Annotated in this window: 9 protein-coding genes and 1 pseudogene; 8 read left to right on the plus strand and 2 right to left on the minus strand. The window is 48.3% G+C overall.

Translation table 11 applies throughout. From position 1 onward, the window contains the following. From bcsA to HGP28_RS08890, 4 genes are read left to right on the plus strand one after another with little or no spacing between them, the layout of a single operon-like run. Positions 1-2,325, plus strand: a complete 2,325-nt coding sequence (bcsA, locus tag HGP28_RS08875) for a UDP-forming cellulose synthase catalytic subunit (protein WP_168836092.1) — start codon at positions 1-3, stop codon at positions 2,323-2,325. Continuing rightward, positions 2,322-4,370 (plus strand): cellulose biosynthesis cyclic di-GMP-binding regulatory protein BcsB, encoded by a 2,049-nt coding sequence (locus HGP28_RS08880; protein WP_168836093.1) that lies wholly within the window; start codon positions 2,322-2,324, stop codon positions 4,368-4,370. The genes bcsA and HGP28_RS08880 overlap by 4 nt, the downstream gene beginning before the upstream one ends. Beyond that, positions 4,367-5,431 carry a family 8 glycosyl hydrolase gene (locus HGP28_RS08885; protein WP_168836094.1) on the plus strand — a complete coding sequence of 355 codons (1,065 nt, stop codon included), beginning with the start codon at positions 4,367-4,369 and terminating at the stop codon, positions 5,429-5,431. Before HGP28_RS08880 ends, HGP28_RS08885 begins: the two co-directional genes overlap by 4 nt. Continuing rightward, complete coding sequence (locus tag HGP28_RS08890) at positions 5,428-6,942, plus strand: tetratricopeptide repeat protein (RefSeq protein WP_168836095.1); 1,515 nt, start codon at positions 5,428-5,430, stop codon at positions 6,940-6,942. The genes HGP28_RS08885 and HGP28_RS08890 overlap by 4 nt, the downstream gene beginning before the upstream one ends. A 91-nt stretch (positions 6,943-7,033) precedes the next feature. Here the strand turns inward: HGP28_RS08890 and HGP28_RS08895 are convergent, their stop codons facing one another. Continuing rightward, positions 7,034-9,175, minus strand: a complete 2,142-nt coding sequence (locus tag HGP28_RS08895; RefSeq protein ID WP_168836096.1) for a methyl-accepting chemotaxis protein — start codon at positions 9,173-9,175, stop codon at positions 7,034-7,036. 333 nt (positions 9,176-9,508) lie between these two features. Here HGP28_RS08895 and HGP28_RS08900 point away from each other — a divergent pair, with 333 nt between their 5' ends. From HGP28_RS08900 to HGP28_RS08915, 4 genes are all read left to right on the plus strand, one after another. Further along, positions 9,509-10,069 (plus strand): septation protein A, encoded by a 561-nt coding sequence (locus HGP28_RS08900; RefSeq protein ID WP_168836097.1) that lies wholly within the window; start codon positions 9,509-9,511, stop codon positions 10,067-10,069. Positions 10,070-10,162: 93 nt separating this feature from the next. Next, positions 10,163-10,561: an acyl-CoA thioester hydrolase YciA gene (yciA, locus tag HGP28_RS08905; protein WP_168836098.1), complete on the plus strand. Its 399-nt coding sequence runs from the start codon at positions 10,163-10,165 to the stop codon at positions 10,559-10,561. Positions 10,562-10,612: 51 nt separating this feature from the next. Next, positions 10,613-10,909: a YciI family protein gene (locus HGP28_RS08910; protein WP_168836099.1), complete on the plus strand. Its 297-nt coding sequence runs from the start codon at positions 10,613-10,615 to the stop codon at positions 10,907-10,909. Positions 10,910-10,933: 24 nt separating this feature from the next. Continuing rightward, positions 10,934-11,323: a GspS/AspS pilotin family protein gene (locus HGP28_RS08915; RefSeq protein ID WP_168836189.1), complete on the plus strand. Its 390-nt coding sequence runs from the start codon at positions 10,934-10,936 to the stop codon at positions 11,321-11,323. A 174-nt stretch (positions 11,324-11,497) separates the two neighbouring features. Here HGP28_RS08915 and metE read toward each other — a convergent pair. Beyond that, positions 11,498-13,432: pseudogene (metE, locus tag HGP28_RS08920) on the minus strand (5-methyltetrahydropteroyltriglutamate--homocysteine S-methyltransferase); the annotation flags it as partial. Positions 13,433-13,439: the final 7 nt, after the last annotated feature.

The raw sequence follows: 13,439 nt of genomic DNA on the forward strand, positions 1-13,439 counted from the left end.
ATGGCTCAACAAAACGCTTCCCCACTTAAAACGTTCGGTCGAGTTCTATTAACCGCCGCGTTTGTGACAGTGTTACTTTATTTGGTGCAAATGGACGTGTCGGTTGAAACGCATTTGTGGCTCTCCGTCAGTGCGTTTGTCGTCGTGGTCGCCTTTACAAAAACCACATCGAGCCATCTTCGCGCGTTTACGATGCTGCTCGGTGCCTTTATTTCCATTCGTTACATTGTCTGGCGTTATTCCGAATCCCTGCCTTGGGAAAGCGCGCTGGACTTGCCTTTTGCCTTACTGCTGCTGTTTGCCGAGTGTTATGGCGTGCTGATTTATGTATTAGGGATGGTGGTCACACTCAAGACCTATGAGCGAAAAGTGACGCCGATAGATAAGAGCAAACCACTGCCGAGCATAGACGTTTACATTCCAACCTATGACGAAAGCCCTGACGTGGTCAAACCCACGATTTTAGCCGCCACCCAGCTTGATTACGCAGGTGTTGTCAATGTGTACCTGTTGGATGACGGCGGCACACACGAAAAGCTTTTCCATGGCGATACTGCAACCGCGCAACAGGCCAAACGTCGTGCGAATACCCTTCAGGCATTTTGCGCTGATGTGGGCGCAAAGTACCTCACACGGCCGAATAACGAGGGCGCTAAAGCGGGAAACATCAATCATGCACTGCGGTGTACTCACGGTGAATTGCTGCTGATTTTGGACGCCGACCATGTCCCGACGCGAGATTTTTTGACCAATACCGTCGGTCTATTTCAGGCCAAACCTAAGCTTGGCTTTGTTCAAACGCCACACTTTTTTGTCACGCTTAACCCAATTGATCGAAACCTTGGCATCGATAACCAAGTGCAGCCCGAAAACGAGATGTTCTATAACAAAATCCTCCTTGGCATGGATTATTGGAACGGCTGCTTTTTCTGTGGTTCAGCGGCGGTGATTCGACGCGAAGCGCTACTTGAGGTAGGCGGCATTGATACCAAAACCATCACTGAAGATGCCGATACCGCACTGAATATTCATGCCAAAGGTTGGGACAGTGCGTATCTCAACATCGCTATGGTTGCCGGGCTCTCACCCGATACGTTTGGCGCCTACGTGACCCAGCGTGCCAGATGGGCCCAAGGCATGATTCAAATATTTTTGCTTAATAACCCTATGCTGCGCTCAGGGCTAACACTGCCACAGCGGCTGTGTTACCTCAACTCAACGCTCTATTGGTTCTTTCCGATTTTCCGCAGCGTCTTTTTGCTATCGCCACTGCTTTACCTGCTGTTCGATTTACAGATTTTCGTCGGCAGCGCATGGGATTTCATGGTGTACGTCATTCCGCATCTGCTAATCAGTATGGCGCTCACCCAGCAAATTTTCGGCCGCACGCGACAAGCCTTTTTTTCGGAACTTTATGAAACCGCACTTTCAATTTATTTACTTCTGCCGACCCTTGCGGTGTTAGTGCAGCCGAAAAAACCCAGTTTTAAGGTGACACCAAAAGGAGAAACCACTCAGCAAACCACGTTTTCAAAGCTGACCCCAATTATGGTGACAACGCTTGCTTTATTAAGCGCGGCGCAACTTTGGGGGCTGTATCGTTATTTCAGCTTCGCAGAGCAGCAAAGCCAATTAATTTTGGTGCTGATTTTTAACAGCATTAACCTCGTGCTTGTGGTGCTTTGCCTCGGAGGCATGCTTGAGCGCCAACAGCGCCGCCAAGCCCCGCGAATGGCCACAAATGAACGGGCGATAGTCAGATTTGGTGACCACAGATTTAGCGCAAAACTGCAAGACATTTCAATGAATGGCGCCCGTTTGAGCTTAAAGCCGATAAATAGTGTGGCTGAAAACCAGCTCGGGTCAATTGTAGACAAAAAACATATCGAAGCGGCACCGCCACAATGGCCCAAACGCAACGATCGCATCGATGTACAGTACATGGTGAATTCAGCGACAAGTCACGCGGCGAAACCGCATTTCACACGCGTCACTGTGCCCATGATGGTCAGCAGCTCAAACGCACGTGCTCAAGGTATTCAGCTCTGTTGCCAGATTGACCGACCAAACAACACATCACACGCCACCTCAGCCGAAAACACGACGCTGCCGATGCTCACAGCGCTGTATCGCAAGACCTATGCGGATAGTCAGCCCTGGCGCGACTCTCGATTGGCAAGTGAACAAATGGCGCGCTCGGTCGTTGGTTCGATTCACCATCTGCTCACTCTCGCAGCGTCGCACGTGACACGTTTGCTGCGAATGTTTTGGCATACCCGCCACGTTGACTCACGCAAACCCATGAAGGGAGTCATTGAAAAATGAGACTACTACAACTGATACTTCTACCCATCGCGATGCTCATATGGCACTCCAGCGCTTGGGCGCTCACCGTTCCGCTTAATTTCGCGTCAGGCATTGACGCGCAAACCGTGCTGCGCGGAGAAAGCCAAAGTGTCGACATTCCGTTTGAACTGCTCAAAAATGAAGCCATTGAAAACCTCGAATTAACCCTCGCGGTTTACAATAACAACCCGATTTTGAGCTCTCAATTGTGGCTGTTTCAGGCCGGTTTACCACTGGCTCAAGTCGAACTTGAACAGGTCGATCGTTACCAATACATCAATATGGTGGTGCCAAAATCGGTCTTTAGTGAGCCAAACGCGGTGCTGACGGTGCAAATTAAACATACGGTACCCAGTGGCGCAGAGTGGCTCGACAGCAGCCAGTTAGTCACCACGATCAGCAATACCGATTCATTCTATCGGCTCACCAGCGAACAATCGACGATGCCACTTGGCAACACATTGGCAAACTTTGAAAAAATGCTGCGCAATGGCTATTTCCACCGTCATACGGTTCATCTGCAATCGGTTGGCGATAATACCGCCCCGACTTCACTGTCTCATGCCGCCATGTTAGTTCAAGGCTTAACGCTGAGAGCTGGTTTTGAGCTGAGTTCATTGCACTATAATTCGGCACTAACTGAACATGTTGCATCGATGAAACAGAACGATGAGAACAAAACCAAAGCGCAGCTTTCAACACTCACGCTATGGTTTGGTACTAAAGCGGCTTTAATCGAGAACAATCGGCTGAGTCAGGCTGCCGCCGCAGCCATCACAGGCCCATACATTGGACTGCATCCTGACAGTGAGTTTGAATCGTACCAGCTCGTCATCAGCGGAAATAATGAAACGCAACTCGCTCAAGCAATTCACTTTTTTTCATCGCATCATTCGTCGCTGCCAAATCAGACCTACACCACATCGATGCCGATGAAAACCATTGCGACACGGTATGTTGAACCTACAATTTCATACCCCATGGCATACTTTACATCGCAACAAAATTTGACTGGTGTGCCGCTCAACTTCCAAGTGCACATACCAGCAAATACCGTGATGGACAGTAGTGCCATCGCAAAAATGAACCTTTTGCTAACCCACCCCAAAGTGCAACCTGGTGACGGCAATCTGGTGATTCGAGTCGGTGGCGAATACGCTAGCAGTGTTCGACTGCGTTCAAGTATTTGGCGCGAGCAGCAGCACTATCGCCTCAACATTTCGATGGCGCACTTTCGCCCCGGATTAAATGACATCACCATAGAAGTCTTTGGTCCTGCGCAAAACGATGAGAGCCTAAACGCGTTTCCAGTGCTGATGGCAGAGCAATCCAACTTGGTGCTTGCGCCATGGCTCAATTATGTTCCGACCGAAGGGCACAACGTTACGGCGCATGATTTTCTTGCGCTCAGCGATCAATTCGGCGCCAACGCTCAGATCATTGTTGATAGCAGCGCGGCAGACCAGCAGCAACTTTTATGGCACATTTTGGCCAATGTGGCACTCCAAACCGAGCAGCCATTAACTCAGCTTTTGATCAGCGACAATCGTCAAATTGAGCGTCCATTCAGTCTCGATTTAACCGCGCACAAAACACCGTTATTTCCAACCCACGATGAATCGGTCAAATCTCAGACCCATTTAATTGCGATTCGCCAAGCGCTGTTTGACATTATCAGCACCACCAACGGCGCTCAATCGTCATCGCCGCTCTCATATTCAAGCCACAGTCCGCTCGAACATCACTCACGTGACGCCATTGCATCTGTCTACCAAGACAACGACAACGACTGGTATGGCATCCGTGTGCAAAGTTACGATTTGCAGCGTTGGCAGCACTTTTTTAACGCCGCAGAAAAAAACACACCTAACGGTATGTTAACCGAAGATATTTTTGCTGCCGGATTTGATCAAATCTTCACCGCGTTATTTTGGGGTTATCCCGCATTGCTTACGGTGATGGTCTGTTTAATCGCATGGCTGCTGTCATGGATAATTGCTCGAGCTGTGGAGAACAAACGATGAAGACCAACTTAACACCGCGCGATTTTCGCCTCCGCACCAAAGCCATTGGCATCACAGTTGCTCTCGGATGGCTCGCACAATCACCTTTAACGCATGCACTTGAAATCGATAAAGTCTGCAAAAAACCTTACGCACAATGGCAGCAATATAAGGCCAGCTTTCTTAGCGAAAATGGGCGGATTATCGATAACGGTAATAAAAACATTTCACACAGTGAAGGCCAAGGGTACGGCATGCTTATGGCGGTCTATTTTGGTGACCGAGAAAGTTTTGAGACCTTATGGCGTTGGACGCAAACCCACCTGCAACGCGAGCAAGACTCTTTATTTTCTTGGAAATGGCAAGAACAGCCGCCCAATGTGCCGGACGAAAATAACGCCTCTGACGGTGATGTTTTTATTGCCTGGGCACTGCTGCGAGCATTTGATAAATGGCGTCATCAACCCTATTTCGGCGATGCAAAAGCAATTATTACCGAGCTGCAATCAACTCAGTTGCGCTCATTGGATGACGAGCAAGTGCTTCTACCGGGAACCATTGGTTTTGAAAAGCCTCATGCCACTGTGGTCAATCCAGCCTATTGGGTCTATCCCGCATTCAATGAATTTGTCTATTTTGGCCAGGAATGGCAGCAAGTCGCGCAAAGTGGACTGCGAATATTGGGCAAGAATCAATATGGTGGCGCTCGCCTGCCCACCGATTGGTTGCAGTTTTCTCGCCAGCAATGGCAACCTGCCGATGGTTTTTTGAGCGAATTTAGTTATTCAAGTTATCGCATTCCGCTGTATCTCATTTGGGGCGGCAATCAACACCTTTTGAGCCTCAAATACCTCGATTGGCTGGAAAAAAACAATGTTGCGTGGGTCAACCTTCTTTCGGGAAAAACCGCAAACTACGCACCGCCTGCGGGTGCCTTTGCCGTTGGTGAATTGGTTCAAGCCTCCATCGTTGCACCATCTCAATCCTCTGGGATCCACCAGCGTGTCTCTGGTCAAGACTACTATTCCGACAGTCTCGTTTTGCTCGCACACATCGCATATCAAGAGAGGTTTTGTAAATGAACACTCCTATCGCTTTAATTTCAATCGCATCCATGACCCTCAGCGCGGCTGTCATCGCAAATGAGAGCGCTCAAAATCGTGTAGGAAACGCGGCAGAGCGGCAAGCGCCCAATAACGCCATTACGCTTTATGATGAGAGGCTTGATATTACCGTCTCCCAGCTCGATGAAGCGGACACTGTCGAAGCGCAGCTTTGGATGCAACTTGATGAACAAGGTTGGCAAAGTACCAAAGTCGCCGCCGAGAAAACGCCGATTTCCGCCGCACTTCAAGACGAACTTCGCTACCGAGAAGTGCTACATCAGTTAACTCAGCTTAATCAGCAACGACTATTTGGTGAAGCCGAAAAGTTGGCTCAGTCACAACCGCAATGGCAAAACTGTCAACGCATTCAATGGCAATGGCAAGATTTGCGCGCGGAAATGGGCAGCGGTTATGGCCCTAAAGCCAAACAAAAGTATCAAAACCTACTTAACCAATGCGCGCAATACAACCGCGCTACCTTTCAAAAAATGCTCGGTTGGAGCAACGCCTCAGCTCATGGGCACATTTTAGGCTTATATCAGCAGAGCACAGCGCCTGATACCCAGCTTGTGCAAGAAACCAAGGACAACATTCGGCTGACACGTTTAAAACAAAAAACAGTGTCGAGTGAGGAGCTTAGCCACGCCGAGCGCATTGCTAAGACACGTGGCAATGGTCAGATTGCTGAAACGTTAGGCTGGAAGTATCTCGATAACGCTCAGCCGCATCGAGCGCAGCAGTGGTTTGAACATGCGATAAGTTGGGCGGGGCCTTCAGAAAAACGAGTCAAAGGGTTACTGCACAGCTACATTTTGAGCGATCAACCAGAGCCTTTTACTCAAACTCAGCAGCAATACGCCAAACGCTTTCCAAGCATTCTCGAGCTCGAAATCGCCTCAGGCGATGATGATGTTGCTGCCCTGTGTCAAACAGGTGCTCCCGCCGCACCTTGTTTAAATGCGCTCGCGAAAAAGCCATCGCTCGATGGTGAATCATTAGCGCTCAAAGGGTGGAAACTTTATGATTTGCAGCGCCCTTACTCTGCAATGGCAGTATTTGAACAAGCGCTCCCGCAACTTGAACCGACAAGTAATGCGTACACTAACGCGCGCCATGGCTATATTTTGGCTCTCGAACAAGCGGGCTTTAACCATCAAGCGATGAACGAAGTCGGCCAGTTGCCAAGTACGGACACCCAGTATCGACTGCAGCAACAATTGGGCAAGCGCCACATCATTAGCTATTTCGAGCAGGCCCAATACGAACAAGCACTAAACGAAATCAGCCAGTATGAACAGCGCTATGGTGAGAGTTTTGATTTGGCAGAGTTAAAGGCATGGTCGCTGTTTCACACCAATCGCCACACTGCGGCGCTTGAGATCTACGACCAACTGCGCACGGCATACCCAATGGAGATTAGCTATCAAAAGGCATATCAATCCATCCGCTGCACGATTAAACCCAAAGATTTTCGCTGCAAACATTAAGCGAAAACGTCAGCGTTAATTTAGGCACCCAACTTATTTTGTTGGGTGCTTTATTTTAAGTGAGGTTACTTGGGTATAGTAGCTAATTAGCTTAGCGCACGGCACTAAATTGAGTTTTACGACTCACCTCAAAGCGGCCAATTAATTGTTCCAGACGCCCGAGTACATTTTTCATCAAGGTGACGCGACGCGCCAATTGCTGAGTCGAAACTTGCAATTGATGTACCGATGTCTGGGCTTTCGCTGCACTGTCACGGTTGTCGGCACTGTTTTTATCCAGCGCAGAGATCGTACCAAATAACTCTGAAACCGCATCATGCATCTGTTGGTTACGCTCACTTGAGTCAACCATCAAACTGCCATTACTCACGTTCTGCACGCCTTGCTCCATCGATTTTACCGCGCGCTGCGATTTATCGTGCAGCTCTTGCATGATTTGCCCGATGTGTTGCGCCGCGCTTGAAGTTCTATCTGCAAGTGTGCGTACTTCGGTGGCAACCACAGAAAAGCCTCGGCCATGCTCTCCAGCTCGAGCGGCTTCTATCGCGGCGTTAAGTGCGAGCAAATTGGTTTGCGCGGTAATATCGGTGATGATATCGATAATGTCTGAGACTTTACCCATCTCACTGTTGACTTCATTCACACTGATTGCTGAATTTTCGACGATATCTTTAACCAAGTTCATGCCTTCGGTTGCGCGCAAATATTCGGCTTCCGCGCTCTCTACCGCCTCTTTCATCACCACGTCCATCTGCGTGGCTGAAACATTGGCGTTAGTGATTTCATCTTGTTGATGCTGGCTCAGAGTCAACATGTGCGTTAATGACCCCGATGTCGCTTCACTGGCGCTACTCAGCGCCTGACTACGGCGAAACATCGACTCAGAAACCTGCTTAACTTCGCTACTCGCATGAATAAGTTCACGAATAATATTATCAAGATGATCAATAAAACTGTTGGTCCAACGACCTAAGTTACCCAACTCATCACTACTGAAGGTGGCAGGATCCAGTCGCTGACTTAAATTACCATCCCCTTCGGCAAGCGTTTGCATCACCTGAGTCATCTGTTTCATTTTTTGACTTAGAGGCTTGGCACTCAGTCGATAAAACAAACTGCCACTAATTAACATGCATAATGACATGAGGGCCACATGAAGCAGTGGCGATAACATCATCCATTGCGCCGCCAAAAACGGCAAAAACAATGTCGCTATCATGCTGGCATAAAACTGCTTAGTTAACGAATAACCAACACTTCGATCGCGATACACCTCTTCAAGATCCGACTCGCACATCATGCCAAAGGTATCGGGCGAACCGTCCAGTTGAAACGTCACCCCTTTGCCAATCACAGGAATATGTCGGTAATCCGAATAGCCTGGATACTCGATATAAAGGTTACTGCCATTTTTGATGGTTTCGCGCACGCCCGGATGCAGCTCGTTTGTCGCCGGATCGGTAAAACGAATTTCAAATTCGGTATGACGATGAATTTTCACCGTGCCCCAATCAGTGCGAATACCTTGCTTGAGGTTTTCACCATGAGAAAACGTGCTGTCTTCAAAGCGTGAACGGGATAAAGCAACGCCTGGAGCAATGCGGCCATCGTGTTGGGAATCGACCATAAAAATATAGTTATCACCAGACTCACTGTAGATGTGCCCTGCTTCACGCTGGATAAGATCGCCAACCACATCATTTGGGACGCGCCCGCACAAACAAAACGCTTCGTCTCCATTAATCACAAAAGGCACATAAAACATGAGAGTGACTTCGTCATGAAATGCCGATGTTGACGGTCCCACTTCCAGCGTGGCTTTGTCCACATATGGGCCATGAAGATAACGTTTCACTAACCCCGCTTGCAGCGCCTTAGGAGCGATATTGACCTGCCCTTTATGGCCAACATAACTTGATGTGAGTGTTGTCCCTTTCGCGTTAACCACAAACAATTCTGAAAAATCACGCCCTCGCTGCAGCAGCTTAGCCAGTGTCTCATCATCAACCACCTCTGAGCGGGTTGAAAGATACAAAGCGGCGTCTTCGAGGAAGTTCCATTGATTGGCGACCCAGCTATTTAACAGGTCGACGCGCGTTTGAGCAATTCGCTCAAATGTCTGTTCCAATTCACGGGTTCGATTTCGATTAAGAAAGCACGCTTTGCGCATCGCCAACTTTCCTGTTGCGCCGAACCATTTTAGCCAATGACGTTCTTGGTGAGTCAAATCCATTAGTTACACCTCATTTAATTTTTTTTAATGTTTTTATCTTGTTTGAGACAGTTTTGTAAACTATCGTGCAAAAAACGAACCAGATCCATTTCACATTTCAATGTATTAATAGATTTCGTTATTGCTGCTCGACTCGAGCTATCTCTCATCCTGGCCCCTCACCAAAAGACGCACTACTTTAGTGCACCGAAGCGCACTAAAATAGTGCACTAGTGACAATACTTTTCGCTCAAATCGTGATACGAATGTGTTTCGATTTGTTGGTCGCTATTCACATTGGGGGAAATTTCGCTAGACTGAGGGCAATTTGTCACAAGGGACACACTTGCAACTATGAAACAACTGCTCGATTTTATTCCTCTGATCATCTTTTTTGCTCTGTATAAGATGTACGATATCTATATCGCGACGGGCGCACTTATTGCGGCGACCGCTGTGCAACTTGTTATCACCTACGCCTTATACAAAAAGGTCGAGAAAATGCAGCTCGTTACCTTCGTTCTGGTAGCGCTGTTTGGTGGCATGACTATTTTTCTGCAAGACGATAATTTCATTAAATGGAAAGTCACGATTGTTTACGCCATGTTTGCGATTGGCCTTGCAGTGATGCACGCGATTGGTAAGTCAGTTATCAAAGGCATGCTTGGAAAAGAGATCGCTCTACCAGATTCAGTTTGGGCTAATGTCACATGGGCTTGGGTGGGCTTTTTCTCATTCTGCGCAGGCCTAAATATTTACATTGCGTATTCGTTGCCACTGGATGTCTGGGTCAATTTTAAAGTCTTTGGGTTACTTGCAGCCACACTTGGTGCTATGGTGGTTACGGGTATTTACATCTATAAGAAAATGCCACAAGAGGCGAAAAATTCATCTGCATCGACTTCAGATGAATAACTCAAATGTTTTTTCTGCGGCCTCAAGGCCGCATTTTTGTGTCGAACTCAATTTGCATAACGCCCTATACTGCGCCATCAATGGAGTATTAAGATGACGATCCAAGCCATTCAAAACCCGTCGGGTTCGCTACTATTACGAACCTTGGCAATGCCATCAGACACCAATGCTGCGGGACAGATTTTTGGCGGCTGGCTGATGTCCCAACTTGATTTGGCGGGTGGCATCTTGGCCAAGGAAATCTCAAATGGCAAGATTGTGACCGTCTCAGTATCGAGTATCGAATTTAAACAGCCGGTTTCTGTCGGCGATGTGGTCTGCGTTTATGGCGATTGCCGCAAAATTGGCCGCACGTCAATGAGCATCGATCTTGAAGTATGGGTAAAGCCGGTGCTCGATCATGGTGTTGGCGATCGCTATAAGGTGTGCGGAGCAACGTTTAACTATGTTGCTGTGGATGAGCATGGCAAACCGCGACCGATTCGCAAATAACATCACTTGGGTATGACTGGACCCAAAACACTCACTACAAAAGGATTGACCATGTGGTACGTAATTTTTGCTCAAGACATTGAGAACTCGTTAGAAAAACGCTTGAGTGTCCGTGAACAGCACCTAGCTCGACTACAACAGTTGCGCGACGAAGGGCGCTTATTAACCGCAGGCCCAATGCCTGCAATTGACAGTGAGAACCCTGGTGAAGCGGGCTTTACTGGCTCAACCGTTATTGCCGACTTTGTCTCGCTTGACGCGGCAAAAGCGTGGGCCAATGACGACCCTTATATCAAAGCCGGCGTCTACGCTCATGTTACCGTCAAACCCTTTAAAAAAGTCTTTTAAATTATGATGCGATTTTCGAAACGGATGGTAGGGCTACTCTGCAGCGCCCTATCTATCTTAACCCTGTCAGGCTGCGCCTCAAATGATGAGCAAGCACGCCAACTTGAAATTCTTGCATCCAACCGAGCAGGGATTTTATCCGCAGGACTGCCATTGGAATATGGCCCATTGCAAGTGATGAGTGCCACAGCCAAGCGCCACGTGATTGAAATCATGATGATATACAACGACAGTGCTCCGGGAGCTAAACCTATCAGTGATGTTGTTAGCGCCAGTGTCAGTTATTATTGCAATAACCCTGAGATTAAATCACAACTCGATAAAGGCTTGCTATATCGAATTAAACTGCGTAACTCGCGCGGTCAATTAATGGTCGATGAGTACATTTCAGCGCCAAGTTGCGCGACGAAATAACACTCAGCTAAAATAGCAACGCCACACTCAGTGCGGCGTTGTGGATTCATCATACTGAAAGCTACGACAACCAAACAGGCCTTCGAGCACTTCGCGAACACTTCCTGGCCACTTCGTGAACATAGAGAACCTGTGTGATGAGGTTTGCAAGAGCTTGCCAGTCGCGGAATAACGTCAATTGGAAAGCGGGTAAGCCGCGTACTGCTCTCTAAGCGCTTTTGCCGCTGCCACCATATTGGTCAATGCCACCTCTGTCTCTTCCCAGCACCGGGTTTTTAAACCGCAATCGGGGTTAACCCATAACCTTTGAGGCGCAATACGCTGCGCCGCTTTCGTGAGAAGCGCTTCAATCCACTCTTGGCTAGGAATATTTGGCGAGTGTATGTCATACACTCCCGGACCAATTTCGTTCGGGTAATCAAACTCTTCAAACGCATGCAATAGCGCCATATTTGAACGCGATGTCTCAATGGTGATCACATCTGCGTCTAACGCTGCGACTGAATCAATGATCTGATTGAAATCGCTGTAACACATATGGGTGTGAATTTGAGTTTGTGGCCATGCACTACCGCTGGCAACTTTAAAGGCATTCACCGCCCAATTTAGATAGTCGCTTTGCGCTTGGTGACGCAATGGCAGCCCTTCACGCAATGCTGGTTCATCAATCTGAATAATACCAATACCCGCACGCTGCAAATCATCCACTTCATCACGCAGAGCCAGTGCGAGCTGCTCCGTGATCTGCTGACGTGAAATATCTTCGCGTGGAAAGGTCCAGCACATAATAGTGACCGGACCGGTCAACATACCTTTTACTGGCTTGACACTCAGCGACTGCGCGTATTGAGCCCAATCTAGCGTCATTGCCGCAGGTCGCTCTATATCTGCCACAACAATAGCGGGTTTCACGCAGCGCGAACCATAACTTTGTACCCATCCCAACTGAGTGGTTTGAAAACCCTCAAGCCGCTCCGCGAAATATTCCACCATGTCATTGCGCTCCGCTTCTCCGTGCACCAGAACATCTAAGCCCAATTGCTCTTGTCGTTGTATGGCATCATGCACATTCGATTGCATCGCATCTTGATACTGAGCGTCGGTGATTAACCCCAACCGATGTTCGCGCCTTGCTCGACGAATTGCGTCAGTTTGCGGAAACGACCCAATGGTGGTGGTAGGAAACAGTGGCAAATTCAATGCAGAGCGCTGCTGAGAAACTCGCTCGGCATAACTTAGCGCGCGCTCACTAAGCGCATTAGCATCATTGAGTCGCGCTCTAATATGTGGTTTATGCACCTCTGATGCTTGTTCACGCTGACGTAATGGCGCACTGTATTGTTCACAGGCGCGTTGCGCGTCATTCTCTTGCTCTAACGCGTCGTGCAACAAGGCAATTTCATCCATCTTTTGTTTTGCAAACGCGAACCAGGAATATGTGGTGGGGTCGAGTCCGTTCTCTTGGCTTAAATCGACAGGGCTGTGCAGCAATGAACATGAGCTGGCTATCCAGCAGCGCGCGCCAAGCTGCGTTTTAACATCTCTTAAGCGCTCGGCATAATGAGCTAAATCAGCTCGCCAAATATTACGACCGTTAATGATCCCAAGTGACAACACCCAATCTTCTGGCAGCGCGGCTAACACGGAATTCAACTGTTCCGGCGCTGCGCTAAGGTCGATATGCAACCCATCAACAGCCAATTGGGTTAACATCGATAACTTATCATTCACCGCGCCAAAATAGGTTGTGAGTAACACATTAATATCACAACGTAAAATTTGGTAAGCCAACTTAAACGCATCTTGCCACTTCGACTCAAGATCCAGTGCGAGGATCGGCTCATCGATTTGCACCCACTCGATACCAAGCTGGCTCAATTTAGCCAAAACCGCTTGGTAACCAACTAGGAGTCGTGGCAACAGAGTCAAACGGTCAAAATCAGGCTCAGCCGATTTACCCAAATAGAGATAGCTCAGCGGACCGAGCAAAACAGGTTTGACTTGATAACCAAGCGTCTGAGCTTCGCTAACTTCATCGAACAGCTGCGACCAAGCGAGCGTAAATCGGTCATCGGCGTGAAATTCCGGTACGATATAGTGATAATTGGTCAATAAA

The sequence above is a fragment of the Vibrio agarilyticus genome (genome assembly GCF_012641465.1).
Taxonomy (GTDB): domain Bacteria; phylum Pseudomonadota; class Gammaproteobacteria; order Enterobacterales; family Vibrionaceae; genus Vibrio; species Vibrio agarilyticus.